The 26,015-nt window shown below is 61.8% G+C and carries 21 protein-coding genes and 2 pseudogenes; 8 read left to right on the top strand and 15 right to left on the bottom strand.

From position 1 onward, the window contains the following. Nucleotides 1–105: 105 nt before the first annotated feature. The 6 genes and pseudogenes from KTC28_RS21565 to KTC28_RS21585 form a co-directional block, all read right to left on the bottom strand. Complete coding sequence (locus tag KTC28_RS21565) at nt 106–1,371, bottom strand: DUF1173 family protein (RefSeq protein ID WP_216710736.1); 1,266 nt, start codon at nt 1,369–1,371, stop codon at nt 106–108. A gap of 283 nt (nt 1,372–1,654) precedes the next feature. Beyond that, entirely contained in the window at nt 1,655–4,696 is a 3,042-nt protein-coding gene (gene mobF, locus KTC28_RS21570) for a MobF family relaxase (RefSeq protein ID WP_216710735.1), read from the bottom strand. Next, the gene (locus KTC28_RS21575; RefSeq protein ID WP_223132332.1) at nt 4,693–5,400 is read right to left on the bottom strand and encodes a hypothetical protein; all 708 of its coding nucleotides are present in this window, start codon (nt 5,398–5,400) and stop codon (nt 4,693–4,695) included. Before KTC28_RS21575 ends, mobF begins: the two co-directional genes overlap by 4 nt. Before the next feature lie 33 nt (nt 5,401–5,433). Next, nucleotides 5,434–5,493, bottom strand: a pseudogene (locus KTC28_RS23390) (hypothetical protein); the annotation flags it as partial. A gap of 412 nt (nt 5,494–5,905) precedes the next feature. Further along, nucleotides 5,906–7,057 (bottom strand): annotated as a pseudogene (locus KTC28_RS21580) (type IV secretion system DNA-binding domain-containing protein); the annotation flags it as partial. Further along, complete coding sequence (locus KTC28_RS21585; RefSeq protein ID WP_216710732.1) at nt 7,047–7,364, bottom strand: hypothetical protein; 318 nt, start codon at nt 7,362–7,364, stop codon at nt 7,047–7,049. The gene KTC28_RS21585 and the pseudogene KTC28_RS21580, both read right to left, overlap by 11 nt. Before the next feature lie 567 nt (nt 7,365–7,931). Here KTC28_RS21585 and KTC28_RS21590 point away from each other — a divergent pair. From KTC28_RS21590 to KTC28_RS21600, 3 genes are read left to right on the top strand one after another with little or no spacing between them, the layout of a single operon-like run. Next, entirely contained in the window at nt 7,932–8,342 is a 411-nt protein-coding gene (locus KTC28_RS21590; RefSeq protein WP_216710776.1) for a DCC1-like thiol-disulfide oxidoreductase family protein, read from the top strand. Continuing rightward, the gene (locus tag KTC28_RS21595; RefSeq protein ID WP_216710731.1) at nt 8,339–8,833 is read left to right on the top strand and encodes a DUF427 domain-containing protein; all 495 of its coding nucleotides are present in this window, start codon (nt 8,339–8,341) and stop codon (nt 8,831–8,833) included. The genes KTC28_RS21590 and KTC28_RS21595 overlap by 4 nt, the downstream gene beginning before the upstream one ends. A gap of 2 nt (nt 8,834–8,835) precedes the next feature. After that, nucleotides 8,836–10,296: a deoxyribodipyrimidine photo-lyase gene (locus tag KTC28_RS21600; protein WP_216710775.1), complete on the top strand. Its 1,461-nt coding sequence runs from the start codon at nt 8,836–8,838 to the stop codon at nt 10,294–10,296. Nucleotides 10,297–10,300: 4 nt separating this feature from the next. On the opposite strand, the gene KTC28_RS21605 is transcribed toward KTC28_RS21600, so the two are convergent. The 4 genes from KTC28_RS21605 to KTC28_RS21620 all read right to left on the bottom strand — a co-directional run bounded on the left by KTC28_RS21605 (nt 10,301) and on the right by KTC28_RS21620 (nt 16,565). After that, nucleotides 10,301–11,131, bottom strand: coding sequence for a hypothetical protein (locus KTC28_RS21605; RefSeq protein ID WP_216710730.1), 831 nt, complete (start codon nt 11,129–11,131; stop codon nt 10,301–10,303). Further along, a complete protein-coding gene (locus tag KTC28_RS21610) occupies nt 11,128–12,084 on the bottom strand; it encodes a hypothetical protein (RefSeq protein ID WP_216710729.1) in 957 nt (318 codons plus the stop codon). The genes KTC28_RS21605 and KTC28_RS21610 overlap by 4 nt, the downstream gene beginning before the upstream one ends. A 598-nt stretch (nt 12,085–12,682) precedes the next feature. Further along, the gene (locus KTC28_RS23395) at nt 12,683–13,234 is read right to left on the bottom strand and encodes a helix-turn-helix domain-containing protein (RefSeq protein ID WP_369426602.1); all 552 of its coding nucleotides are present in this window, start codon (nt 13,232–13,234) and stop codon (nt 12,683–12,685) included. A gap of 277 nt (nt 13,235–13,511) precedes the next feature. Then, the gene (locus tag KTC28_RS21620) at nt 13,512–16,565 is read right to left on the bottom strand and encodes a TonB-dependent receptor domain-containing protein (RefSeq protein ID WP_255602546.1); all 3,054 of its coding nucleotides are present in this window, start codon (nt 16,563–16,565) and stop codon (nt 13,512–13,514) included. Nucleotides 16,566–16,818: 253 nt separating this feature from the next. On the opposite strand from KTC28_RS21620, the gene KTC28_RS21625 reads away from it, so the two are divergent. Next, nucleotides 16,819–17,355: a hypothetical protein gene (locus KTC28_RS21625; RefSeq protein WP_216710726.1), complete on the top strand. Its 537-nt coding sequence runs from the start codon at nt 16,819–16,821 to the stop codon at nt 17,353–17,355. Next, nucleotides 17,352–18,530: an aspartyl/asparaginyl beta-hydroxylase domain-containing protein gene (locus tag KTC28_RS21630; protein WP_216710725.1), complete on the top strand. Its 1,179-nt coding sequence runs from the start codon at nt 17,352–17,354 to the stop codon at nt 18,528–18,530. The genes KTC28_RS21625 and KTC28_RS21630 overlap by 4 nt, the downstream gene beginning before the upstream one ends. A 264-nt stretch (nt 18,531–18,794) precedes the next feature. Here KTC28_RS21630 and KTC28_RS21635 read toward each other — a convergent pair whose 3' ends face one another. The 4 genes from KTC28_RS21635 to KTC28_RS21650 form a co-directional block, all read right to left on the bottom strand. Beyond that, nucleotides 18,795–19,079, bottom strand: a complete 285-nt coding sequence (locus tag KTC28_RS21635; protein ID WP_216710724.1) for a hypothetical protein — start codon at nt 19,077–19,079, stop codon at nt 18,795–18,797. 387 nt (nt 19,080–19,466) lie between these two features. After that, nucleotides 19,467–20,402, bottom strand: coding sequence for an NADP-dependent oxidoreductase (locus tag KTC28_RS21640; protein WP_216710723.1), 936 nt, complete (start codon nt 20,400–20,402; stop codon nt 19,467–19,469). A gap of 52 nt (nt 20,403–20,454) precedes the next feature. Beyond that, on the bottom strand, nt 20,455–21,099 hold the full coding sequence (locus tag KTC28_RS21645; protein WP_216710722.1) for an NAD(P)-dependent oxidoreductase: 645 nt from the start codon (nt 21,097–21,099) through the stop codon (nt 20,455–20,457). A gap of 3 nt (nt 21,100–21,102) precedes the next feature. Next, complete coding sequence (locus tag KTC28_RS21650; protein WP_216710721.1) at nt 21,103–21,921, bottom strand: hypothetical protein; 819 nt, start codon at nt 21,919–21,921, stop codon at nt 21,103–21,105. A 94-nt stretch (nt 21,922–22,015) separates the two neighbouring features. Here KTC28_RS21650 and KTC28_RS21655 point away from each other — a divergent pair, with 94 nt between their 5' ends. From KTC28_RS21655 to KTC28_RS21665, 3 genes are all read left to right on the top strand, one after another. Then, the gene (locus tag KTC28_RS21655) at nt 22,016–22,915 is read left to right on the top strand and encodes an AraC family transcriptional regulator (RefSeq protein WP_216710720.1); all 900 of its coding nucleotides are present in this window, start codon (nt 22,016–22,018) and stop codon (nt 22,913–22,915) included. A gap of 220 nt (nt 22,916–23,135) precedes the next feature. Continuing rightward, nucleotides 23,136–24,236: a dipeptidase gene (locus KTC28_RS21660; RefSeq protein WP_216710719.1), complete on the top strand. Its 1,101-nt coding sequence runs from the start codon at nt 23,136–23,138 to the stop codon at nt 24,234–24,236. Nucleotides 24,237–24,411: 175 nt separating this feature from the next. Further along, the gene (locus tag KTC28_RS21665) at nt 24,412–24,948 is read left to right on the top strand and encodes an isopentenyl transferase family protein (RefSeq protein WP_216710718.1); all 537 of its coding nucleotides are present in this window, start codon (nt 24,412–24,414) and stop codon (nt 24,946–24,948) included. Between the two features lie 292 nt (nt 24,949–25,240). On the opposite strand, the gene KTC28_RS21670 is transcribed toward KTC28_RS21665, so the two are convergent. Continuing rightward, the gene (locus KTC28_RS21670; RefSeq protein ID WP_216711704.1) at nt 25,241–25,954 is read right to left on the bottom strand and encodes a DUF4396 domain-containing protein; all 714 of its coding nucleotides are present in this window, start codon (nt 25,952–25,954) and stop codon (nt 25,241–25,243) included. Nucleotides 25,955–26,015: the final 61 nt, after the last annotated feature.

Raw genomic sequence — 26,015 nt, forward strand, 5'->3', positions numbered from 1 at the left:
CGCGCTTCTATGTGCGACCTGCATAAATATATGATTTCGTCGGGATACATGATTAGCGCGGACGACACGAGACGATTGAACGGTCTGAATGCGCGCACCTTGTTTTTAAGGGTGCACGGCGTCGAAGAATGGCGGTAGGCGAACTAAGCTATGATCGGCTTTAGAAGCCCAATCAATAATGGTGCTCGCCACGCCGGCTATGGGGAGCGTCGCACCGGGTCGCCACGCAAAATGCTCGACACCTTCCGTTGCTAGGAACGCGGCAAGCGCATCGTTGTCGATCTCGTTTTCAGTATCGGCGGCGATGTGAACGGCGATCGCAGTGGGCTGCGTATCAGTCAATGTGATGTTCGCGATCGTCCGGTCAGGATTCAGGTCGACCCGAAGTCCCTTGACGAACTTTCGCTGCGCCGCGACGGCGATGCGAAGCAGTTCGCGCTCGGGCAAGTTCTCGTATGGCAGCCATTCACGGGTCACCGGCATAAGGGCGATATCGAACATCTCTGCCGCGCCGGATGGTCTCAGCGCGAAGCTGGCAGCGATGATCAGATGACCGTCTTCGGCGGCCGACGATCGCCACAGATCATGCTCGAGCGCAAACCGCTTGTGGAACCGCGCGGCGGTGTCGGTGTCCATGTACAGCGGCCAATCGGCGAGGTGTCGGAGGGTGATGACCTCGCCGTAGCGGGACGCACCGATCGACTTCACCTCGCCGATCACGACCATCAGCGTGTCGGAAACACGGGCAGGGGCCAGCGTCGTATGCCGTCGACCCGCTATGCCGGCGACGTCATCGCTCTTAAACGTCTCGGGGATGAACACGCACGGGCCGAGCGTGGCGCCTTTGGCCCAGCAGTGTTCGACGGCACCGAGCAGCGCACGGCGAACGACGTACCAGTTTCGTTTGCCTGCCATGCGCGGCACCCAGTGGGTCAGCTCGGCCTTGTACCACAGGACATGAAGCAGGCCGCGCATCGATAGCTTGCGCCCATTGTGCTTCAACGCGGGCTTCTCGTTGGTGATCGCCGACGGGGCTGCACGCGCCGCGCCGCGTTTCAGCGGGAACGCGAGCTTCAAATAGACGTCGCCCGTCTCGTCTTCGCAGACCGCGTTGCCGAGGACCTGGCCGATTCCGGTTAGATCATCAGGAGCATCATAGTGATCGCACCCGGGCAGATGCTGCGCGCCGCTACCAGGCCAGCGTGCAAGCACGCAACCACCGGTTCTTTTGGCGACGTAGAGCGCAAGCTCAACATCGTCCCGGCATTCGCATAGAGCCCGCGCGCGCTTGGCGTGGGCGCGGGCGAGGATCGCCTCGAAGTCCTCATCCGCCGGCGAAACGGACCGGTCGAATAGTCGATAGCTTTGCATATCGTCCCCCCCGTTCATCGGCCGGAATCGACTGCGGCCCAAAGTTTGATAATATGGGTTATGTTAAATGATTACAATTGGTTAGGCAGTTTTTTGGGTTTGACGATACGCCTCCATAGCCTGCCGGTGGCGTCTGAGGTGCTGGTGCCAAGGCCGCATTCTCCGGCAATGACGGGTCAGCTTGTTGAACGCTTCAAGCAGTGCGACGGCGATCATCTTCGCCATGTCATTGAAGACTCATTGTCTTTCGCCGTAATTAAGATTGTGGGCTGCGTCATTGCGGCTAAAGGCCGTGGTCTGGTTGGATTTCCGGTGCGCGCGCGGGCACGCGCTCGATGAACCGCTCGGGCGGCGCGCGTGACGGTTCTGGTGCCTCCGACTTCGCATTCCGCGCTGCGATGCCGGCGGCGATCGCTTCGCGCTCTCCAGGGCGGACTGGTGGCGACAGAGAGCGCAGCGCGCCGATAATTTCGAGAGCGCTCGTCTTGTCGCCACTATTGCCCTCGAGGCCGGCGGCGATGCGGTCGTGGCTGTCAATGACGAGCGTTATCGCATCGCGTGGGCGGGTCGTGTTGACGAGAAACAGCTTGGCGCTCGCGAGCGAGCGTTCGCTGCTGTCCATCACTGCGATTGCGCGGTCGGCGGTCGCCCCCTGGACCTTGTGGGTGTTGAGCGCATACCCGAGGTCGAGGTTCTTTAGCATCCTGTCGCGGGTGGGAAGCGTCACCTCGATGCCGCTGGCGTTGCGTACGACAACGCCGTTTTCGCCGATCGAGACGACGTCGGCGATGCCGGCGTTGAGCAGGCCGCGGTCGCGGTCGTTCGCGGTCCAGCGCACCTTGTCGTTCTCGCGAAGCTCGATCTCCTTGATCGTGCCGATGCGGAAGCTGTTGGCGGTCCGCCGATCCGATAGGCGCTTCGGGTCCAGCCGATCGACCGTGCCGTTGGCTCGCGTCAGCTCGACGATATTGTTCTTGATCGCCGTCACCGTCGCGCTGCCAGGGGCGATTTTCTGATCCTTGATCTCGCGGCCGATCTCGACGATCGCGCCGATCGCGTAGCTGCTGGCGTAGCGCTCCTGCTCGCGGGTCAGACTGAGCGTGTCGAACACCTGCAGCTTGAGCAACCCGGCCCCTACCCGCCCTTCCTCCACCAGCGCCCGCTGAACGCCCTTGTTGAGCGCATCTCCCAGCGCGCGGCTCGACGAAATTAGCAGCGTCGACGCGCGCTCGTCGGGTGTCAGCGCCAGGTACTCGGCGGTGGCGGTGGCGACGAGCCAGTCGCGGCGGCTGTCGCGGTCCCGCAACGTAGGCGCTTCGGCCGCCGCATCGCGGGTCCATGGTTTCAGTACGTCGAGCGCCGCGACGGGCCGGTCGTTGTTGACGTGCTCGGCGGCCGCGCGGACGAGGGAATGTCGTCCCCGCAGATTCTCGGTCAGCTCGGCGGTCTGGACCCGGTCCTGCGCCTGGGCGAACGGCTTGCCGGCTTCGATCGCGCCGAGCTGGCGCTTGTCACCGACGAGCGCGAGCCGGTCGACGCCGAGGAGGTTGGCGAGCGCGACCAGCTTGGTCGTTTGGCCGGTGCCGAGCATCGACGCTTCGTCGACGACGATGACGCTGCCGTGGAATGCCTCGCGGGCGAACGTGAGCCGCTCGGGATTGACCGTATCCTTCAAGAGCCATTGATGACTGGCGACGAACTTCGCAGTCGTCATCGTGTCGATGCCCGAACCACGGCCGAGATCGTCGACGAGTTTGTGCGTCGGGACAAGCGCGAGGACGTTGCGCCCCTGAGCGCGGGCGACGTCGGCGACGGCGCCGAGCGCGGCACTCTTGCCGGCGCCAGCGATCCCCTGCACCGCGACGATACGGTCGCGTGAGGCGAGGATCAGCCGTCCAGTGCCTTCCTGCCCTGCATTGAGGGTAAACTGCCCGCGGGTCGCGGCAGCGCTCTGCAGACGTTGTCCGGCGTCATCGCGGTCGGCGACGATCGGCACGACGGTGCCGTGATCTCTCGCGATCGCGTCGAGCAGCGCCCGCTCGAAGCCGATCGCCGCGGGCGTCGTCAGCATATGTTTCTGGTCGCCTGTGCCGGCAACAAGCTTGCCTTCGCGGGCGAGCGACTTGAGATTGCGTTCGACGTCGCCGATCGTGATTGGCAGGCCGAGATCGAGCGCGGCTTTGATTACCCCGGCGGTGCTAAACGCCGCCTCGCGCTCGTGGAGATGCCGGATTGCCGAGGCGACGCCGTGCGCGGCGGCGACCTCAATGGGGGTGCCATATTCGGCACGCGCGGGGAGTAGGACGGCGTTGTCGTTCGGCTCGATGCCCAGATGCTCGCGGATGTAGTCGACGATACGAGCGGTGCGCTCGCTGATCAGTCGGGTGCCAGCGACGAGCTTCGTCCAAGCGGATGGTTGCTCGGCGGCAGCGGCAGCGGCGGTTCGGGCCGCTTCGACGACGGGGGTAAGATCGATGCCGTTCGCCGCCGCGCGATCTTGCCACGTTTGCAGCAGCTCGCCGCGATCGGCGATATCGGCTTTCTCGGCGCGCGTACGTAACGCGACCTGCTCGAGACCTGCCGGGCTTTGATAGTCGAGGACTTCTGCCGCGGCGGCGAGGATCTCGGCGCGGCGCGTGCTGAACGCCTCGACAGCGTTCCGGTCGACACCAGCGATCTCGAAGCTGCCGTGCTTGCCGATGCTGCCGATGGCGTAGCCGAGCTTGGTCACACCTTCGCGGAGATAGGCATGGTAGATCGAGCCGAGCAGCGTGTTGTTCGACCACAGCTTGTCGTTGTGCAGCGCGTGCCATTTACCGTCGGCTGTCTGCGTCGCGTTGGCGATAACGGCATGCACATGCGCCTGGGGATCGAGGTTACGGCTGGTGTCGTGCTGGAACAGGGCAACGATTAAATTGCCGGTCTTGACGACGTTCGCGCCGCCGGCGCCAGTTCGCGCCTCGGCGAGGTGCTTTTCTGCCCAGGCGAGCGTGGCTTTTACTGCTGCCATATTGGCATCGAGGAGGCGGGTATCTCCGCCGACGTAAGCGAGCATCGAGAGCGACTTCGGCGCTGAGAATGTCAGGTCCATCCCGGCGCGGTGAGAGCCGGTCTGGCCGTTGCCGATCACCCTGCCGTCAGGCAAGCGGCCCTTGAGGACCTCGGTGAACGTATCGATCGATACCGACCCGACGAGGCCCGCGGTCTGTGCACCAGCGCCAAGCCATTGCGAGCTCTGTTCGAGGTCCTCGGCGCTGTAGGAGTTGTCGCGCGTGTAGTAGCTCCCCGCGGCCCCTGCCCCGCCAACGCTCGCTGCCGAAATCACCGGCTATGCTCGTCGTCATGGTCGCGGCCGACGTTGGAATCGGCGACGTCCGCTTCGGTACTTTGCTCGGCTGCGCGCCGATTGGCGGGTGCGGAGACCACGCCTCCCGCGATGTCGCTGCGATGCGCGTGCGAGCGATCGCGCGGGCCGAAGTTGAGTGTAAGTTCTCTGAGGCCGAGATGAAGAGTCTGATCTCGACGGACGGCCTCTGATGCACGGCCAACGTCGTCGCCGCGATCGGGTTCTGACGGTTCGCGTTGGGACGCTGCCTTTCCGGAGGTCGCGCCAACAAGTGGATCGGCGCTTAGCCGCTTAAGGGTCGTCACCATCGCGGGCGACACGTCCGTGCTGACCCTTGTCGGGAGGGTGATCAGCTTCGCAACGTCGATCGGGGCGCGCTCGGGTGGCTCGCTGCCGACCGCTGTCTGATAGCCCTCGCCTGTCGTATCGACAGGCGTCCCGGACGTGCCGCCGTTTGCATCATCTTCTGATGCAGGCGTAACCGCATCGGTCGACGAAGCTAGAACGTTCGGCGCAACCGATGGCCTAACCGTGACGAAGTCTCTGACCGATGTTACCGGTGCGTCGGCAGCCGGATCGGGGTCGAACCCGGGAAGCTGCAGCGGAGCGATCTCGCGCTCAATGAAGCCGGGGGCCTGGCGCCGATATTTGACGTAGGTCAGCTTGACCCGCGCCGCTGGCAACCCTTGCGGGAACTTGAGGTAGCCGTGGAGGTCGGGCAGCTCGCCGAACTCGGTCGGGAGGACCAGCGGCTCGAGCTTGATCTTGCGCTGCAGAGTGGCGGCGTCGCGGACGTTGTCGACGCTCGCCGTCCTGAGCCGTTATCGGTGCCCTTTCAGACAACTCTGGATCGGTAGCTCGTGAGACTATTGAGGTTTCGTCTGCGGCCTCATCCTCTTTCCCGTCCGCGCGGTTTCTGTCGATGGTCGCCGCAGCTGCGGCGTTTTCTTCGGTTTCCAAAACTTCCCCGGTAAGGGCGTCGATTATGATCGATTTGTCGTTCGCGGCGGCGCTTTTCTCGACCGCGGCGGAATCACTGACAGCACGGGCTTCAGCTTGCTCGGACGGGGATAGAGACGTGAGGATATCAAGGCCTTCGTCGTGGCCGTATGAACCCTCTGGATCGATACCGAGCACCCAGTCGCGGATCGAGAACAAGTCACCCTCATCCGGGAGCACCATGAGTGCTTGGGCATAGGTATTAAACGTCGCACGGATCGATTCCGCCATGCGCTTGGCTTCGGGGTCTGTCAGCGGCGCGGCGATCGTCCTCGCGACGTGGGCGTGGAGGTCCTTGAGCTTCGACGTCATCAACACTTCGGCCAGTGCCTTGTTGTTGCCCCTCCCCTGCTGGACGAGCCGCACGCAGGTCTCGACGAACAGCATGCGGGCCGTCTCCTGCCAGAAGCTGTCGCCGCCGATGTCGGCCACCGGGATGAGTGCCTGGCTGACCTCCTTGAAGTGCTCGCGCGTGTGCGCGTCAGCGAACGGCGACCAAGCCGGACAACGGCTATCGAACGGGTTGAGCAAGACGTCGGTTTGCCGGTTGAAGAAGCCTTCGACATAGGTGCCGGTGAGGTCGAAGACGACGGCGCGGTCGCCTCGGGCCTTGATCTGCCGAAGCAGGTCCTTCATCGCCGTCGACTTGCCGGTGCCGGTCGTGCCAACGACCATCGTGTGCGACTGCTCGGCCCGCCAGGGATAAGGCACGCCAGCGATCGTATAAGGCGTGTGGAGCATCCCCTCGACCTCGGCGCGGGCTGCCGGCGTCATCATCTTGATCGTTGCTTTACGACCGTAAAGCTGTCCCGCGATTTTGCGTTTGTCATCGAGACATTGGACGCGGTTCAAGGCGACCACGGCGGCAAGCAGAAGTGGCACGTCGCCGATGGTTGCGCCGCGGGTGTGTTTGCGTTGTGTCAGGTCATGTCCAAAGCGCCGAAGCGCTATTGCGGCGATGATCGAAAGCGGCAAACCGAAGACCAGACCAATGCCTGCGCCGTGCCGGAGCGCGGCGGTCATCCGGTCCCACGCTTCGATCAGTGCGGGGTACGAATTGATCATGCTGATCGGGACGCGAACGGTGTCGCCGGCGACCATCTTCAGGCCGATCAGATGGCTCGGATTGAACGCAAAATAGTGCCACACCGAGGCGTAGCAGTGCATCATCCAGTAGTAATCATCGCCTTGATTTGTGTGCCGCCAGAACTGGTAGCCGATCGCGGTCAGAAGAATTGCGACGACGGTCCAAAACATCGGGCGCAGCGCGGTGCCGAACATCATCCCCACCGTCTCGGCGACCTGGCTCCCGCGCGTGAAATCGAGGAAGCTACCGCGCATTGGGAGCCTCCCCAAACTGCTTACGGTAAATCTCCTGAACTTGGGCGACCAAGCCCGGGCTCAGCCGTTCGGCAGTCGCGTTCTGGATGACCATCAGATAGCGAGCGAACTCGAGGACTTCGTCCAGGCGCGCACTAAGACGGTCGAAATCTGATTGTTGTTTCGATGCCTTGGACGCCTGATCCTGTTCGATCAGAAACTTTAGATAACGCCCAATCGAACCGTGCGCGGCCACGGCCTTGGCTTTTAACGCACGACCTTCATGCTGCGGATAATACACCGACAGCTGATGCAACTTTGATGACACCGACACCTCCGACAAAGTCGGGCGGCGTGGCTTGGCCTGCGAAAAGCGTCACTAACCTACCATACGCATCCGATAACGCAACTTCGCGATTATGCCGTTATACCAATGGCTTAAGAGTTTTCACTCACCTATGCACGGTGAACCATAGAATATATGTCGCAATGGTATAATATCTATCAGGCAAACCGTACCATAACTGGACGCTACATCGCTGTTATTATTGGCGTTTCGGTACCATGACGCTCCCGCCAAGGTGCGTAGGGTGTGCTGATCCTAAACACCCAATTCGACTGCGCAGAGCCGAGGTCATGATACCGGGTAAGGGACTGATTTTCAATAGGGTCGCGGAAGCCGGCGGGTGTCTGACGCAGATTATTTGATGGGGCTCGACCGAGTTTGTACACAATTCGTTCTGTGCCGGAAGCACATAGGTAGCAGTTTCGGTGTTCCACCGTGGGGCGAAGACGCGAGGTGTCGGCGATGTCACGGTACGGGCCGCTGCTTGCGCACCCGGGAACACGATTGTCGCCGTCGCGCTTATCCACGATGACGCTGCCATCTAACGTTATGCCTGCCCATGCATCACCGCCGTCGGCTCGCGTCGTGCGCGTCACGGTCTGGCATGACGGCGACTGTCCGCTTTGCGCACGCGAGATCGCGCTGATGCGCTGTCTCGACCGCCGCGGCGCGATTGCCTTCGTCGACGTGACCGAGCCGGCCGCCGTCTGTCCGCGCAGTCGGTCGGAGCTTCTGGCGCGGTTCCATGCGCGGGAGGAAGGCCCACGCGGCAGCGGGCCGATGCTCTCCGGCGCCGCCGCATTCGCCGCGATGTGGCGCGCGATCCCGCTGCTGCGACCGCTCGGCCTGCTTGCACGCAACGCCGTCGTGCTCGGCTTGCTTGAACGGCTCTATCTGCGCTTCCTCGTCGTGCGCCCGAGGCTGCAACATTGGCTCGGCGGCGGGCAGGCGCGGGCATGAGGCCGCGACCGGATCCAACCGCCCCGGGACAGCAAAGCGTCTGGGATTACCCGCGCCCCGCTGTGGCTGAGTCGAGCTCCCGCCACGTCCGGATCGAGCACCACGGCGTCATCGTCGCCGACACCCGCGCCGCGTTCCGCGTGCTCGAGACCAGCCACCCGCCAAGCTGGTATTTGCCGCCCGACAGCATCGCTTCCGGGCTGCTACAGTCGTCGGCGCGTCGCTCGTTCTGCGAGTGGAAAGGCGTCGCGGTTTACTGGCATCTAGCGATCGGCGACGAACTGCTGCTCGATGTCGGCTGGAGCTATCCCGAGCCGAGCACCGCCTTCGCCGCGATGCGCGATCACGTCGCCTTTTACGCCGACCGGCTCGACCGCTGCCTCGTCGACGGCGAGCCGGTCACCCCGCAACCCGGCGGGTTCTACGGCGGCTGGATCACCCCCGATGTCGTCGGGCCGTTCAAGGGCGTGCCTGGAAGCGCCGGCTGGTGACGATGGGCCTGCCCGCGAAACTGGCTGAGTGGCGCGAAGCACCACGTGTGCGAGCGCTCAACGACCGCGCGATCGCTTCCGATGGCGGCTACGTCCTATGCTGGTTGCAGCAGGCGTTGCGCGCGCACGACAACCCCGTGATCGACGCTGCGGTGCGCCTCGGCAACGCGCTGCAGCGACCGGTTCTCGTCTACCACGGCGTGCGCGAAGACTACCCCTACGCCTCGGACCGGTTCCACCGCTTCATCCTCGGTGCCAGCCGCGATCTCGGCCGCGACTGCCGTGCGCGCGAGCTCGCTTGCGTCCAGCATGTCGATCGCGCTGGCATGCACGAGAAGGGCCTCGTGCACCGCCTCGGCGCGTCGGCGGCGGCGATCGTTGTCGAGGACCAACCGACCTTCATCGCCCGCTGGCAAGCCGAGCGGGTCGCCGCTCGCGCCGCCGTTGCCGTGTATGCGGTCAACGCCGCGTGCCTCGTTCCACCGGCGGTGATCGGCAGCGGCATCACCAGTCGTACGGGCTTCCTGCGTCGGCACGAGCCGGCGCGGGCCGACTGGCTCGAGAGCGTCGCTGAGATATCCGACGTCGCCGCCTACACCGGGCCTCTGCCCTTCGTCCCGGACCGGCTCGACGACCGCAGCGACGCCGATCTCGCCGCCCTCGTCGCCGGGCTCGCGATCGATCATACCCTGCCTGCCAGCAGCGAGTATCCCGCCGGCCGGGACGCGACGCAGGCCCGGCTCGACCGGCTGGTTCGCGAGGTGCTCCCGGTCTACGCCGCAGTGCGCAACGACGCGACGCAAGCTGTCGGCGCGAGCGGCCTGTCGCCGTATTTTCACTTCGGCGTGATTGGTCCGCGCGAGGTCATGGCGGCGGTTCGGGCAGCCGCGGCTGGTGCCCGCCACAAGGCCAAGTTCGCCGACGAGCTGCTCGGCTGGCGTGAGTGGTTCCATTACCAAGCGACCGAGCTTGCCGCCCCCGAACGCTACGGCCGGGTCGCCGGCTGGGCGGCCGAAACCCTCGCCGCGCATGCGAGCGATCCGCGTCCCCAACTCGAGACACTGTCAGCTATGCTGCGCGGCGAGACCCGCGACGAGACGTGGAACGCCTGCCAACGCCAGTTCCTTATCGACGGCTGGATGCACAACAATCTGCGGATGTATTGGTGCAAGCAGATCATCGCCATGACGCCCGACCCTGTGACGGCATGGGCGACTGCCTGCTATCTGAACGACCGGTTGAGCCTCGACGGCCGCGATCCCTCGACCTACGGCAACATCGCCACGATGTTCGGCGGTGCACCGGCCAGCCGCGACGTGCTGGTCTACGGCCGGGTCTCGACCCGCAGCGACGATGCGATTTGCGGCCGGGCGAACGGGCCCACGTGGGTGGCTACGGCTGCGACGCGGCTGGCGCCAGAGGTCAGTGTGCCGGACGGCCCGCGCATCGACGACTACGCCTGAAAGATCACTGATCGCTGTTCGTGTCGATGATCACCGGCGCGGACTTGATGACGAACGACTTGGCTACAGGAATGTCGCGGGTTCGATCGTTGACTGGAGCGGCAATGATCAAGGGCGTCAATGCGTAGCGGCACGCTGCCTGACCTGAAAGCCCGAGCTGGATATCGACCTTGCTTGCAAGCCTGCCGACAATAGCGAAGCTGGAGAGCACGCCGAGGTCTGCACCGTAGCAGGCCGGAGACGTCTGCCCCCTCTTCGACAGATCCGACAGGACGTATTTTAGATCGCGCGTAGTCGGACTGTTCGGCCCAGGAGCACCAAGCCGCGTCGCACCGATGACTTGGCCCAGCACAGTTAGATCGTAAAGCTGCCGCAAATCGAGCAGCGTCGCATCGCCCGGCATTGGACGAAGCGGTTCAGCGTCGTCGAACCGGTATGTTGCTGGCCGGCGCAGATCGATCGTCCACAGCCGGGTCGATCCTCCGGGGAGGGGCTCGGCGGTATTGATCTCGGTCTCGTCACGGATCGCGAGATAGGGCCCGGCGAGCGACACGACCGAGAAGCTGTGACGGATCGTCTTCAAGTCTGGACCGAGAAGCTTCGCCAATGCCACCCGCTCACTCTGGGCAAATACCTTGGCTGAAAACGTGACTTTTCCGTTCAGGTCGCGAACTACGATGTCTCCGGGAGCGGGGGATACAACATAGCTCTCGCCAGATCGGGCGCGAGCCTGAGAGGATCCAGCAAGCGGGACCTTGGCTGACGATGCGGTAGCCATTGCACTGAGGCAAACCAAGATCAATGCGCCCACGGGTAACTTGGCAATGTCGGTCATGGCTTCGGCATTCCAGCACCCTTGAAAATTGATGAGCCGAAGCACGCTCTTGTTGATAGCCAAAGCAGCCCCTCGATCATCTCGGCACAATTCGCGATCTCGTTCGCCATATCGACCCCGTTGATGATGCGCCGCGCCTCGCGATAATCACATTTCGTGCCAACCATATAGTCGGATAATTTGTGAGCAGCGGTCGTGAACGATCCGTTGCGCATCCCGTACGACATGACATTATACGCGATGCTGGGCTCTAGCGCTTTGCCAGGATCCATGGCTAACGTCTCACCGCGCCCAAGCAAGTCACCCATCTTTACGTAATTCTCGAGGTGGGTCAGCTGCACGTAACCACGACCATAATAGATGTTGGTGTATTTCTTCTTGTCGGCTGCTGTGAAAGTCATTGGCTTACCGTATGGCTTACCAGCTCCTCTGCCGCCCTCCTCCACTGGCGTAAACCTCCCGGTCTCGCGCTGAACCGTCGCCATCATGTCGGCTGCCCAGCGCAGATCAGTGATCGCCGCGTCGGCAATGATGCTGTCGAGGACGGTGCGTAGACCGACTGGACGTGGCGACGTCCAATTATAGGGCTGAGGATCCTTGAACTGCAAAGCAAACAGGTCGCTGAAACGCGTTCGGTCGAGCAAATTCCATGGGCCGAGTGGCAGTTGCAGAAAGATCAGAGGGCCCTTGTAGGACTTGCCGGCCGCTGCCAACAGCGCTGTGAAAGTTCGGCCCCCGGGATCGACCTTCCGGTCTGGCGCGGCCGACTTCATCGTGGCTGTCTGAAAGGTGCCGATGCCGGCGAGCAATTCGTCGGTCATAAGTCCATCGACACAGTCGCCCGGCTTGCCCGTATTTGCCAAGGCGACAAGGTCCTGGATGAGAGCCACGTCGACTGGTCGATTCGGAGCCTTGGGCCCCACGGCATCGGTAAGACTGTCGAACGGAACCAAGTCGCCCTCCCTTGCATGGCAGACAACGGCTTACAGATCAGATTTCTCTTCCGGCGAGCCAATCTTATCGCCCGAACACTCCGTATACGATTGATAAGTTATCAACCTATTTCACCGATCGATAGCGGGTAGCCGGGGCGGGCTAGCGTAGCGGCGATAATGAGCTTCGTGGCTAAGCAGCGGAGCTGGAGGAGTCGACTTATATCGGCTCATTCATGATGCCCGAGCGGCTACCAAAAACTCGGCCTCCATTCTCAATCACGTTCCAGCTTGACTGGGGCCGATAGCCGCTTGGCAGCTTTCTGGCGTGGAACGCGGCACAGCTGCCGTTCGAATAGTTGCGGAATCGATGGCGGCTTTTGACCCTCATAGCGGACAATGAGGAACTGGCGTATAAGGCGGCATGACCTTCCGCATCATTGAGCGCGGTAACCGAGCGTGACGGGGCCACGACGAAAACCGTTCATGGAGTGTGACGGTGTTTCTCAGCCGGCGGTTGAACGCCTTCGAGATTAACTCCGGGCCATTGTCCGAACGCTCTTGGGCGATCAGCGTGTTCCGAGTCATCATCATTTTCCCACGCGGAAATAACAAAAGATCATATTTTGCGAATGTCGTGAAACATCTCCTCCAGTGATTGAGATCCGTGCTCCGAACGGCTTTGCCGATGACTACGCACTATCCGAGATATTGTGGAGGGGGCTACACCGTATGTTTGGGCAAGGCTTGCGAGTGACTCCTTCCCGAAGGTTGCGGCCTCTCCGATTGCGTTCTGGATCTCAGTCGAGAGCTTCGGCTTGGGCCCGCGCCTGTTTCCCGAAGCAGTTGCCTTGGCGACTCCTCTGGACACACGCCTTCCCAGTTCACCGGCGTCAATCTTAATTACGACGGGAACCGATGGCGCTTTCGGACCCCGGAGTACACGCGAAATCGTACTCTTGTGGACACCAAACTCCAGCGCAAGGTCCGTACTCATACTCGTGCCTTCAACGACTCGCTGAATGATCTCGACCTGTTGGGCTTCGGTTAGAGCCATTCGACCCCGTGACGCTGGAAGCGCATCAGCTAATGGCTCTTTATCGCCACGAAGTCTGGAACGCTCCTGCAACATACGGGCGACAGCAGGATTGGCTTCCCGCTCCGCACTCATGATTCTGTGCACGGTTGCCTCACTTACCCCGTAAGCACGGGCTGCTTGTGCGCCGTTCAATCCACCGCGCACCACCGTCTCAATGATCCGACACCGGACACCGGATAGAATGCGAGGTCGTCTGACGCGCTGCCCGTGGGTCGAAGTTGACTGGTCGACGACATCCGGCTCACCTTCAGTGAAGTCTTCGTCCTTCAAACCATCCTCCACCTACCGCTTGTAACGAAAAAGGGCGGACCCGGAGGCCCGCCCTTTCACGTGTCGATGTTTCTGGCGACTAGAACTTGACGCGGGCAGTAACGGCGTAGCGGCGGCCCAGCGCGTCGTATGTCGACGGATACGTGTTACCGCTGTTGAACGCCGCTGAACCGATCGTGCTACCCGTCGCCGGCGGCTTGCGGTTGCCGAGGTTCTGCGCCGTCAGCGTGAGCGAGAGGTTCTCTAGGACGCTGATGCGGGTCGACAGGTCGAAATAGTCATACGGCTTAATGTGACCGTAGTTGACAGTCTGGCCTGCGCCATCGGTGCCGATGAAAGCCGCACCGCTGGCGATCACGTCGAGAGGCTCCTGGTTGAGCTTGTCGATATGGCGCCACAGCAACGACACATCGAACGAGTCGAAGCTCAGCGTCGACCGCTGGGTCCACTGGAACTTAGGCTGAGGCGAACCGGTGATGGTACCGCCGTCAGCGCCGCAGTTGACGCTGTAGAATCCGACGCAATCGCGGTTAACCGAAGTTGGCGTCGCCTGGAAGCGATTGTTAAAGGTGTAGTTACCAGTGAACGACAGACCGAGCTTCGCAAAGCCAACGTCCTGGCTATAGTTAAAGCTCACATCCACGCCCTCGGTCGCGATACGTCCAAGGTTAGAAAGGCCCTGGAAGATACCCGCGGTCGTCGCCGGGTCACCATCAAGGCCGCCGGTGGCAGGACTACGCCGGATGATCGTGCAAGCCGGATCGGTCGCACTCGCTGCGGTCAAATTACCAAAGCAGGAATTGATAGCATCCGCGGGCGTCGGGTTCGAAACAGCGCGCTTCACCTTGATGTTGTAATAATCCGCAGTGACCGAGAAGTTACGAAGGAACATTGGCGTGAAGACAATGCCACCGGTGTACGTATCCGCAACCTCGGGACGGAGGTTGACGTTACCACCGCTCGACGCATTGATCTGTCCGGCAGTACCATTCTGGATGGCACCGATCGAAGCTGCCGGCGCACCCTGCGCAAGGCAGACCGCGCGCAGGTTGGCGTTCGTCGTCGGCGCAAGCCCGGCGCAGGGATCAACGGCAAGGTTTGTCAGGCCTGTCGAAACCGGCGTGAACAGCTCTCCGATGTTAGGTGCGCGAACGGCGTGGGCGTAGTTTCCACGGACCTTGATGCCGAACCCGGGCTCGTAGCTGCCGCCGCCCTTGTAGGTGGTGGTGTTATACGACGGGTTACCCGGAGCGTTGACCTTGTAGGATGAATAACGAATTCCGCCTTCGAACGTCAGGCTCTGGATGCCGGGCTTATCCTGGATCAGCGGAGCGACGAGTTCGCCGAAGCCTTCCTTGACGTTATAGCTGCCGGTGATGTCCGGCAGGCCGCCCCCGGTTCCACCAAGCTCGCCCGGCGTCTGGGAAAGCGTGTCAGAGCGACGAGTCGCCTTATAATCACGGTATTCGGCACCGACCGCAAAACTGATCGGGTCGGTCGCGGCGGGTGACGTGACGCCAAAGTCACCACTCAACTGGGCATGAACCTGACCGAGCTGGGTCTTGACACGCTCCGTGCTGGTTGCGTTCAGATAAGGAAGCTGAGTCCCGCTCAGACTGCCGATCGGTCCGAAAATGTTGATCGGTACGCAACCTGTTCCAGCGGTGATGTCCGCTCCGCCAGGCGCGCCCCCGAGGCAAGTTGCAGTATTGGTCGCATAAAGCGCCGAACGGACACGCGATGTCAGTACGTAGTTCTGAATCTGCTGGAGATTCTCGCTCTCACCATAAGCACCACTGACATCCCAATCCAGATGGTCGCCGAACTTGCCGCGGGCGCCAACCTTATAGTCGAAAACGGTTGTAGTGAACTCGCTGATGCGCGGCCCGACTTCGGGCGTCCTGCGCTTGAGCACAGTCGTCGCGGCGCGGAAGTTGGGATCGTTCGGATTGGTCGCCGTCGATGCAGCCGCGCACTGCGCCGGCGTCAACGTCTGGATGCCATCAGTGTTCGGATCGAAGTCCTGGTTATTACAGAACTGATTACGCAGAGCTGCGGGCAGATACGGGTTGCTCAGCGGAATGACGACAGACGAAGCGAAGACGCCCGACGGAGCGATGATCGTGTTGACGGTGTTCTTCGAGAAAAGGCCGCGAGTGTAGACCTGGAAGCTGTCCGACACGTCATACTTCGCCTGCGCAAAGATGTTGAAGCGCTTGAATGGGGTCTGAAAAATATTGTATGGATTGAAGTTGAACGGCGCGTAGGTGGCCGGTCCAGTCGGTCGGACGCCGCCGGTAGCCGGATCGATCTGCCGGTTGCCGGTGAGCCGCAGAGGATCACCCGCCACGCGGTTGCCACCCTGGAAGGTAAATGAAGCGGGAACCGCAGTGGATGACCCGCTCGCCCCGCCCGAAAACGAGTCGAGGTTCTGCACGGAGGCGGAACGATCGCCCTGATAGACCGGATCCGAATGCTGATAACCGACGCTAAGTACGGCGTTGCCCTTATCGTCGGCAAAGTTGCCACCGATCGTCAGGTCCGTGCGGTAATAGTTGCCATCGCCCTTTTCGGTGATCTGGTTCGATGCCGATAAATCAACGCCGGTGAAGTTCTGCTTGGTGATGAAGTTGACGACACCCGAAATTGCGTCGGCGCCATAGGTCGTGCTGGCTGCACCTGTTAGCGATTCGACGCGATCGACCAAGGCGAGCGGGATGTTGTTGAGATCAACCTCACCAGCAAGGTTGGCAGGCACGATACGATTTCCGTCCAATAGGACGAGGTTGCGGTTCGGCCCAATGCCGCGAAGATCAACAAGCGAGAAACCATTATTGCCATTGTTGACCGCCGAACCGATCGACGGAATGATCCCAGGAATTTCGCGCAAGACATCTTCGGCGACGTTCGACTGGCGAAGCTCAATCTCTTCCGACGTTGTCACGATGACAGGAGTCGAACGTACGAGATTCGGATTCTTGATCAGCGAGCCGGTCACCGTGATCTCGCGCTCTCCCTCGGGGTTCGGCGCAGCTTCGGCGGGCGCACCGACGGTGGCGTTGCCGGCGGCGGGGGTGCCGGGGGTAACCTGGGCGAACGCCGGGAGGGCGAACGCGGTGACGCCGACGAGCATCGTCGAGCGCAGAAGAACTGTCTTGAGCGAAAGGTTTACCATTAGAGTCCCCTTGATGTGCCGCGCTGGCCCGCTCGGCCCTGTTCAGGATCGATGTCGAGCTGCATGGATGTTGTATGAAGAGTCGTTCACGGTATCGCAACGTAATCGCAATCGGCTAGTCACACTTAGGCGAAGCTATGTTGCAAATCCGACACATGCCCGATACGCCGAAAACATCGTACCGGCCCATTCCCGCCGGTTGGGGAGGTCTATGCGCAATATTTCATTCGCTGCCGCTATGCTTTTCGCCGCCGCGGCATCGGCCGCCACATCCGCAACGACAAAGCCCGCGAAGACATCGGCAGAGACGACCGGCGTCATCGCTGAACTGACCGGCTGCAAGGCGCTGACCGACAATGCGGCACGGCTGGCGTGTTACGATCAGGCGGCGGCGAAACTTGAAGCGGCGACGGCGAGCGGTGAGGTCAAGGTGCTCGACCGCGAGGATATCCGCGCGACGCGACGGTCGCTGTTCGGCTTCGACCTGCCGAAGCTGCCGTTCTTCAAGGGCGACGACAGCGCGAAGGACACACCCGAGGAACTCGATGCGGTGATCCGCAGCGTCCAGGCGGCACCATACGGCAAGTTCAACCTGACGATGGAAGACGGCGCGGTCTGGGCATCGGCCGAGCCGCTGCCGCGCGACCCGAAGGTGGGCGCCAAGGTGCATCTGAAGAAGGGTGCGATCGGCAACTACTTCATGACGGTCGGCTCGATGCGTTCGGTCAGGGCGACGCGCGTTCGATGAGCGAGTCGCCGCAGACACTCAACGCGGCGGGGATGCAGCGACTCGGAGCCGGTGACGCGGCGGCGGCGGTGGCACTGTTCGCACGTGCTGCCGCACTGGATCCGGCCGCGGCGGTGTTGTGGCTCAACCTCGCCAATGCACAGCGCCAGTGCGGCGACGAGCCGGGCGAGGCGGACAGCCTCGCGCGCGTGCTGGCGATCGACGCGCGCGATCTGACTGGCTTGATCCGCTTCGCCGAACTCAACGAGCGGCGCGGCGATCTGGCGAAGGCGATGGTGGCATGGTCGGGCGTGCTCGCGGTCGCGCCGCCAGTTGCCGAAACTGCGCCGCCGCTGAGCGATCTCCTAAGGCATGCCAGCGCGTTCGTGACGGCGCGAAGCGCAGACTTCGCCGCGACGATCGATGCGGCGCTCGCCCCGGCGGTCGCAGCGGTCGCGCCGGCGGCGCGGCGGCGATTCGACGAGGCGGTCGCTGTCGCGACCGGCCGGCGGCGGATCTATCTCAACGACTGCGCCGGGCTGCACTTCCCGTTTCTTCCCGCCGACGGGTATTTCGCGCGAGAGCATTTCCCGTGGCTGGCGGCGTTCGAAGCCCAGACCCCGGCAATTCGCGCAGAGGTCGAAGCGCTGCTCGGGACTGGCGGCGGAGACGGCATCGAGCCGTACGTCGTGATGGACGCAGGCGCTCCGCCGAACAAATGGACTCCGCTCGACAAGTCGTTCGACTGGAGCTGCTATTATCTGTGGCAATACGGCAAGCCGATCGATGCGGCGCTGGCGAAGTGCCCCGCAACCGCCGCCGCCATTGCCGCGGTCCCGCGCGTCGAACTTCCTTCGCGCGCGCCGACCGCATTCTTTTCGATCCTCAAGCCGCATACGCGAATCCCTGCGCACACCGGCGTCAGCAATACGCGGACAACGGTCCATCTGCCGCTGATCGTGCCGCCGGGGTGCGGCTTCCGCGTCGGCAACGAGACGCGGCCGTGGGTCGTGGGACAGGCGTTCGCCTTCGACGACACGATCGAGCACGAAGCGTGGAACGACAGCGACGAGGTCCGGGTCATCCTGATCATCGACGTCTGGAACCCGTACCTCACCGCCGAGGAGAAGGGATTGCTTCAGGAATTCTATCGCGCGGCCGACGCGAGCGGGCATAATCCAGAGCCGCGAGATTAACGCTTTTGCCATCGTGACACGTGATTGGTTAAATAGACCATTCATTTCACGCGTACTGAGACTTGGCATTCATCTCATCCGACGCCGCGTTAGCGTCAATATAGCCTTCAGTTGGTGATCGCAGCGATCCGGCTTTAGAGCCTCTACCTTTTTCAGTGCGGGCTGCTCGGCAGCCGTCGCCATTCCTCCATCGAATGAGCGGGCAGAATCGACGCCGGCGCAGCGGTGCTAATACTTCTGTGGAACTGTATCATATAGCGCTTTTTATCCGACGATAAGAGCGATAACTAGCCTTGGTTGACCGAATAGTCGACAGTCAGCTCGCGGTGATCGAAGCGTGGCTTGCGGGCTGTAATGCGCGCACTGCAGGCTGACGCTCTCGTCGTAACCGCAATGGGGCCGATCTTTGCCTGTCCGCTTGCCGGCATCAAACGCGGCATAGCTGCCGTTTGACAAGTCGCGGATCGAGAGCGGCTTCCGCCCCCACATCCCGACGCTCAGGTGGGCGAATGAGGAACCCGGAAGCAGCCATTCGTTGAGCGCGATCATTCCCGTTTCTCCATCTCCGAGCGACAATTTCGGGAAAGATCAATTGGGAACAGATTTCGGGAAAGTGGATGCCTTCGACGGCTGTCAGCGCGACCGACGAGGCGATGGCCCTCGCTACGGGTTCCTTTGCGGGAAGGCATGGCGGGCACCCATGGTATCCGCTGATATCTGTTGGATGAAGGGTCGTGATGTGCGGACACCGACGCAAAGGCGGGCCCGCGATGCTCCTGGACGCACCGGGGGGCCTTTTCGCAAATGCCAGATTACGTCAATCGCCCGCCTCTTTGCGTACTGTCTTATGCGCAAAATACGGCAGCTCGACAGGCGTTCAGTTTGGCTTTTGTTACTTAACCCACCCTACGCGGTAATAGGCATTGTTTTCTGGCCTCACCTTCCAGGGATGACGAGCAATTTTCCCTTAGGCGAGCCTGTCTTCTCGAGCGCGATGATCGCCGGAACTGCCTCGGTCAGAGGAACAGTTCGACCGATCTTGGCCGTGAGCCTACCTCGCAGGGCGGCATCGACAAGGCCAGCCATACCCTCCGGCGTTGCTGTTCCAAACACCGTCTGATGGCGTGAGGATATGAGGCTTCTGATAATCTTGGCGGGCGTGGCGACGATGTGCAAGGCGACGCCGCCGCGCTTCAACATCGTATCGCATTCCCGCATCTTCAGGGTGCCCGCCGTGTCTAAAACAACATCGAATTGATGACACAGAGAGCGGACGTCGAGGGCGCGGTAGTCGAACACCTCGCCCACCCCCAAGGCTAAAGCCTCCTCCCGTCCGGAGGCGCTACAACTGCCCGCAACCTTCGCGCCATGCGCAAGAGCCAACTGTACGGCCGCTCTGCCCACCCCGCCGAGGCAACCTGTTATGAACACTGACTGCCCCGCTTTCAGCTTGGCCTTGTCGAACAGCGCAGTCCAAGCGGTAATGCCAACGATCGGCAATGCGGCGGCGACTTCAAACGGGAGGGCCGCTGGCTTGATGAAGGCGTTCTTGGCGTCCGTGACGACAGCTTCCGCGAACGTGCCTGCCTCTTTCAGCGTCGTGAAGCCGAACACCTCATCTCCAATTTTAAGCCCCGTCACCCCGGGTCCAACCGCTTCGACCAACCCCGCAAAGTCGTGCCCTAATCCCCGAGGGAATTTGGAGCCTGTCATCATCTTCACTTTGCCCTGCCTTATCACCCAATCCATCGGGTTAGCCGAGGCCGCCATCACCCGCACACGAACCTGACCCTGGTCTGGTTTTGGGGTGTCGATATCGACTAGGCGCAGCTCCTCGGGTCCGCCGTATCGATTATATTGAATGCGCTTCATCACAAACTCCACAGGTAGACATCGACGGCCAGACGATCCGTCGTAATTGCGCTTACTCGTAATGACTCAGGTCAGCCGTATGCACCGCTGTACTGTCGGTGACCGTCCGATAATTGTAGTCCGAGCAGTCGCGAAAAGTCGCCACGCTGAACTTACGCTTGGAACGCTGGAGACTGCCTTTGGACGGACCGTCTGAATAGATGCCAGCGCGGTGTACGATCCATTCCAGATCGTTGGCCTCCGTTGCCAAAAAAGCCATGACCGCCTCATTATCAAGGTGCTGCCCGATGAACGATCGGGCAATCGTATTGCGGATGAGCCAAAGGGAGGGCGAGAGATGGCCGCCATAAGGCCGGCTCAAACCGCCAGCTTGGTACAGGATGCGCCTGACGCCCTGCCGACGCATCGCGGGTATCAGGCGCCGCATGAAGGCGGTGTTGATCTTGGCGTGTCGCTGTACGGCTTTGTCACCCAGCATCACGACGACGTACTCCACGCCTGCGACCAGCGCATCGGTATCGATCGGGTCGGTGATCGAGCCGTGCACGACCTCGAGTCTTTCGCTGTTCGATGCGAGCTTGGCCGGTGTGCGAACCAGCGCGCGCACTCGGTGCCCGTCCGCCAAGGCTTGGGCCGTGAAATGCTTGCCTGTGGCCCCAGTCGCTCCGAGCACAAGAAAGGTGGATGGCTGAACCATGATCTAGCTCCGGTCGGTTGCAGGGGCGGCACCGATGGCCAGCCACGCCTCGGGAAATGTAGGACGGAAAAGCAGGGTTAACGTGATGACCGAATAGCCGATCGTACCAGCCACCAGCAGCAGCGCGGCCGCTTGGCCCCCTACTCGCAAAGCCAGGAAGGCGATCAGCGGCATTGCCTGCATCGCGTGTATACCGCAGAAATGGGCCAGGCGCAGGCGAAGGCCTGTCCGGCGTCGCTCGTCCCGCGTTATCCTCGCTCCACTAGAACCGACCGTTGCCGTGCCAAGCCGTGCCATGCTCGATCCGGTCAGCGCCCCGAAGACAAAGGTCAGCACCAGCCCAGCGACAATTGCTGCCGCCATCAAGGGCGCAGTGTCCGCGCGTGGCCGTGCCGTGATTTCCCACGCCAGCGGCAGCAGCATGCCGACGAACAGGATCGCCAACACCCCCATCAATGTCGAAATGGCCATGTCGAGCGGTGTCGCGCGGTTGAAGTGGGAGCGGCGCCCGCGCGCCGCCTGACCAACGATGCACAGAAACTCGACCGTCGCTCCGATCAACAGCCCCCAGGTGGCGAGCTGGACCAAGCCTGACTCAAGTCGTGCGGGGCGGACATAGTGCAGCATCCAGGCGACGGTCAGCAGGTAAACCGCGATCGAGAGCGCGAACTTGGTCGGCTTGATCGCCACCCGTTCATGGCCGACGCGGCGCGTGTCGAGCAGCGCCCAGAGCACGCCCAACGGAACAAGCGCCAGCATCCCGAGGCCGATCGTCGTTACCGCGTATACCGGATTGAGCAGCAGAAAATCATTATGCGCCATTATGGGTGCCCGTGATGATACGTCGCTTGAGGTAGAGCGAGAGCACTGGACGGGGTATCCTTGAACGTCCGCAATGTTGTAGCGATCGTCCAGAATGACAGCCGACCCGCTTTCCGACGTCCTTCAACTGCTGAGACCGCGAGCCTATGGCTTTCGCGGCCTAGATATCGGCGGCGACTGGTCTCTTTGGTTGCCACCCCAACCTGTCGTTCGCTGCTATGCTTTGCGAACGGGCGCATGCGGGCTTTGGCTGGACGGCGTTGCGCCGGTCCAGCTCGCGGCGGGCGACTTCGTTCTATTGCCGCAGGGTCAAGGTCTGGTCATGGGAAGCAGGCCCGACGCCCCAAAAATAGACCTCGAACGCTTTTTTACGACGGCATCGGGAGATACGGCTATTTTCGAAGAAGGCGGCGATTGCCGCGGTCTCGGCGGCTACTTCGAAATGGCGGGTGTGGCGGCCGACCAGTTGTTGCGAGCGCTTCCGCCTGTGGTGCGGCTGGGAGCAGGCGCGGACGCGTCGGGGCTTCTGTGGCTGGTAGACCGCCTGATGGCCGAGCTGCGTACGCCTCGCCCAGGCGGACGCCTCATTGCCGAGCATCTTTCGCAGACGCTGCTCGTCGAGGCACTTCGGCTGCATCTGGCGACCGCGGCCCAGCGGACCGGGACTTGGCTCGCAGCGCTCGCAGACCCGCAGCTCGCGCGGGCGATCGAAGCCATGCACGCCGACCCGGGCGGGCGCTGGACGTTGGATGCGCTGGCCAAAATTTCCGGTCTGTCTCGGTCTGGCTTCGCCCAGCGCTTCTCCGATGCTTGTGGAGAGCCGGCGATCACCTACCTTGCCCGTTGGCGGATGATGCTCGCCAGTGACCGACTAGCGCAAGGCGTGCCGACTGCGATCGTCGCACGTGAGCTTGGTTATGGCTCGGAAAGCGCGTTCGGGGCGGCATTCCGCCGTATCACAGGAATGTCGCCGGGTCGGCTCCGCAGCGCCTGAGCACTTTCCCCAGCCATTCCCAAAACTCGATCCTTTTTGGAAAGACAGCTGTCGCCTCCGACCTCCTGAAAGCTGCCTGTCCGTTCACCACCTGACTGCCGTCAAACGCGCGCTCGATCGTTGTCATCCGCCAGTCGCTACCGGCTCACAGTTCAGCAACGATCGTTTGCTCGCAATCCTGGGGAAGCCCATGCATGCCTTGAGGGGAGCCCGACAGAAGATGATTGACCGCCGAACTTTCGTGGCCATCGGCATCGCTGGGTTAGCCGAACCCGCTCTCTCCCGTCCGGGAGCCGACACTGCGGACCTTTATAGCAGGGCGGTCGTGATTGACGGCAATCTCGTGCCGCCGATCGAAGGGAGCGGCGCGCTATCGGCCGAAGCCGTGATCGCCATCCAGAGTTCGGGACTTACCGCCGTGAAGGCGGATGTTGACGGGTCGGACACCTTCGACAGCGCTAACGAGATGATCCGCGACTTTAGATCGGCGATCGCCAGTAATAGCACGCTTCTCGCACAGATTCAGGAAGTGGCGGACATCCGTCGCTGCAAGGAGTTGGGTAAGCTCGGCATCATTTTCTCCTTCGAGAAGGTTGGACAGCTCGATGGCAAGATCGCCAGCATCGACCATTTCCGCGCGCTTGGCGTGCGGGTCATGCAGCTGAGCTATAATCAGGCGTCGGTATTTGCCTCGGGCGCGATGACGCCGACGGTCGCCAGCACCGGGTTGACCGAGCTCGGTCGCAGCGCGGTCGATCGGATGAACAAGCTGGGCGTCACGATCGACCTGAGCCATTCTGATGCCAGGACGACCATGGATGTTCTCGCGGCTTCGCGGTCATCTCCGATTATATCGCATGCCGGCTGCGCCGCGATTAATCCTCATCCACGCAACAAGCCCGACGAACTTTTGCGCGGCGTTGCCGAAAAAGGTGGCGTCGTTGGCATCTATGACCTGCCCTTTCTGGCACCACTCGACCGTCAGCCAACGGTTACCGACTATATCGCCCATCTGCTTCACGCGCTGAATGTGTGTGGCGAGGATCACGTCGGTATCGGCAGCGATGCAATGTTCGCGGGCTTCGACACATCACCTGAGAATATGCGCGGCTACCTGAAAGTCGTCGCCGATCGTAAGGCGCGCGGTATTGGTGCTCCCGGGGAGGAGCGTCCGCCCTTTGTTATAGGGATGAACACGTCGCGTCGTGCGGAGGTGATCGCAGACGCCCTGACAGCTAAGGGTCTATCGGCGCGCGTGATCGAAAAGATCTTGGGGAGCAACTGGGTGGCCGCGTTCGAACGGAGCTGGATGCCAGCCTGATGATTGGTCCAGGCGCACTTCTTGCCTCCAATGGGGCCGTCTTCAGACAGTCCGCTTCCGGACGCCGCGAGCGGGATAGCTGCCGTTCCCCACACCGCGGACCCGGCGCGGCTGCCACCCTTCGGACAAATCGTTGCCGTTGCGATAAGCGTGTTGAGGGCCGTAGGAAGCACGAATGTCCCTCGCCGAACTTGGCTGTCGTATCTGCATATTCGGGCCGTCGAGCAGTGGTAAATCGACGTTGGCGACGGCCATCGGGCGATCTCACGGTCTTCCGGTTGTCCACCTCGATCAACTCCACCACCAACCGGGCACGGACTGGCAGCCGCGTCCGCTGGAAGAGTTTTCCGCCCTGCACGACAAGGCCATCGATGGTGCATCGTGGGTCATGGAAGGTAATTACTCACAATACGTGCCGCGGCGTCTCAACCGTGCGACCGGCGTCATCCTGCTTGATGTTTCGGGGACGACCAGCCTCCTACGCTATCTGCGGCGCTCGTGGTTCGAGCGTGACCGGCACGGGGCGCTCGAGGGCGGGCGCGATAGCGTTAAGTGGTTGATGATCCGGCATATCCTTGTCGCTACGCCGCCGAGTCGCAAACGATACGCAGCGATGTTCGAACAAATCAGCTTGCCCAAAGTGAAGTTGGCATCGGCGCGCGACGTGCGCGATTTCTACCGCTCCGATAAACTTCAGCGTTCAAAGCCGTGAGCCGCCCCGTCTGCTCCCCGCCGCTTCACCGTCCTAAGGCAAGGACAAAACCACATGTGGAGAAGGGGGGCCGGTAACTGCCCGGCAGCTTCCTGGCGTGGAACGCGACATAGCTGCCGTAAGAATAGTTGCGCTTCCGATAGCGGCTCTCGCCGCCGTGTCGGTTATTACCGAGCTGCAATGCCGATAGGAGACGCCGACAATGTGGAGCGAGGTTCTCACCTTCTCAGCCGCATCGAGGGTAGCATGGCGCAGATTTTAAAACCAACCGGTTTTGACATCAGCACTCTGGCTACATTTCTTCCTTCAATCCCGCGCGGATCAACAGCCAGTTAACGGGATAGCTAGTGCAGAACCCCGACAACATCGAGAGCTGCATCGCGAACCAGAACTCGGGGGTATTCACCGCTGCGATGCCGCCAAAAGCGTTCGAATACCATCCGAACTGGATAGCGGCCATCAGCCCGTACATGCCGATCTGCCACGCGCTGATTGACGCGATATCGACCTTCACCGCAGCTACGATACCCTCACCCAAGCCAAGGCCTCTCATTGGTGCGATCGTAAAATACTGGAAGACGATGCCGATCCCGAAAGCGAGAATGAAGTCGGGTATCCAGACCGCAAACGTCTTCTCGGCAAAGATGCTGTGCCAACCAAACCATATCGCGATCGATGGGATTGCGAACGCTGCCCACTCCGCGATGATGTCCCCAAGCGTGCAGCCCGCGCCGCAATGGCTCGACCCTTTGGCCACCATCACCGGGAAAGGCGGTTTCGCCTCGTCATCTTGGTTTTTGGTCTTCGCGCGTCCCCAGATATAGTAGCCTGCTGTCCACAGGAGGCTACCAAACAGCGCGGTTAGCGGCCATACCAGATTCATGATCCACATTTTCTGTGGACGCCCCGTCTCATCGAGCGCGATCGTGATCGCACACACTGCGCCTACCGCTAGCGAGAGGATCGCGAGCGTGTGAAGCCAAGCTGGAAACGTCGCGAACATCATTGCATGGACTGGCTTATCGGAACGGCGCCGGGTGTAGCTTTCCGTCTGCGAATACGTTCCC

The sequence above is a fragment of the Polymorphobacter megasporae genome, from assembly GCF_018982885.2.
Taxonomy (GTDB): Bacteria; Pseudomonadota; Alphaproteobacteria; order Sphingomonadales; family Sphingomonadaceae; genus Polymorphobacter_B; species Polymorphobacter_B megasporae.

What these genes read in the sequence shown, in the direction of transcription:
- KTC28_RS21565 (WP_216710736.1), bottom strand. Translation starts at nt 1,371, where the DNA reads ATGCAAAGCTATCGACTATTCGACCGGTCCGTTTCGCCGGCGGATGAG.
- KTC28_RS21590 (WP_216710776.1), top strand. Translation starts at nt 7,932, where the DNA reads ATGCCTGCCCATGCATCACCGCCGTCGGCTCGCGTCGTGCGCGTCACG.
- KTC28_RS21595 (WP_216710731.1), top strand. Translation starts at nt 8,339, where the DNA reads ATGAGGCCGCGACCGGATCCAACCGCCCCGGGACAGCAAAGCGTCTGG.
- KTC28_RS21600 (WP_216710775.1), top strand. Translation starts at nt 8,836, where the DNA reads ATGGGCCTGCCCGCGAAACTGGCTGAGTGGCGCGAAGCACCACGTGTG.
- KTC28_RS21605 (WP_216710730.1), bottom strand. Translation starts at nt 11,131, where the DNA reads ATGACCGACATTGCCAAGTTACCCGTGGGCGCATTGATCTTGGTTTGC.
- KTC28_RS23395 (WP_369426602.1), bottom strand. Translation starts at nt 13,234, where the DNA reads ATGAGTGCGGAGCGGGAAGCCAATCCTGCTGTCGCCCGTATGTTGCAG.
- KTC28_RS21620 (WP_255602546.1), bottom strand. Translation starts at nt 16,565, where the DNA reads ATGCTCGTCGGCGTCACCGCGTTCGCCCTCCCGGCGTTCGCCCAGGTT.
- KTC28_RS21625 (WP_216710726.1), top strand. Translation starts at nt 16,819, where the DNA reads ATGCGCAATATTTCATTCGCTGCCGCTATGCTTTTCGCCGCCGCGGCA.
- KTC28_RS21630 (WP_216710725.1), top strand. Translation starts at nt 17,352, where the DNA reads ATGAGCGAGTCGCCGCAGACACTCAACGCGGCGGGGATGCAGCGACTC.
- KTC28_RS21635 (WP_216710724.1), bottom strand. Translation starts at nt 19,079, where the DNA reads ATGATCGCGCTCAACGAATGGCTGCTTCCGGGTTCCTCATTCGCCCAC.
- KTC28_RS21640 (WP_216710723.1), bottom strand. Translation starts at nt 20,402, where the DNA reads ATGAAGCGCATTCAATATAATCGATACGGCGGACCCGAGGAGCTGCGC.
- KTC28_RS21645 (WP_216710722.1), bottom strand. Translation starts at nt 21,099, where the DNA reads ATGGTTCAGCCATCCACCTTTCTTGTGCTCGGAGCGACTGGGGCCACA.
- KTC28_RS21650 (WP_216710721.1), bottom strand. Translation starts at nt 21,921, where the DNA reads ATGGCGCATAATGATTTTCTGCTGCTCAATCCGGTATACGCGGTAACG.
- KTC28_RS21655 (WP_216710720.1), top strand. Translation starts at nt 22,016, where the DNA reads ATGACAGCCGACCCGCTTTCCGACGTCCTTCAACTGCTGAGACCGCGA.
- KTC28_RS21660 (WP_216710719.1), top strand. Translation starts at nt 23,136, where the DNA reads ATGATTGACCGCCGAACTTTCGTGGCCATCGGCATCGCTGGGTTAGCC.
- KTC28_RS21665 (WP_216710718.1), top strand. Translation starts at nt 24,412, where the DNA reads ATGTCCCTCGCCGAACTTGGCTGTCGTATCTGCATATTCGGGCCGTCG.
- KTC28_RS21670 (WP_216711704.1), bottom strand. Translation starts at nt 25,954, where the DNA reads ATGATGTTCGCGACGTTTCCAGCTTGGCTTCACACGCTCGCGATCCTC.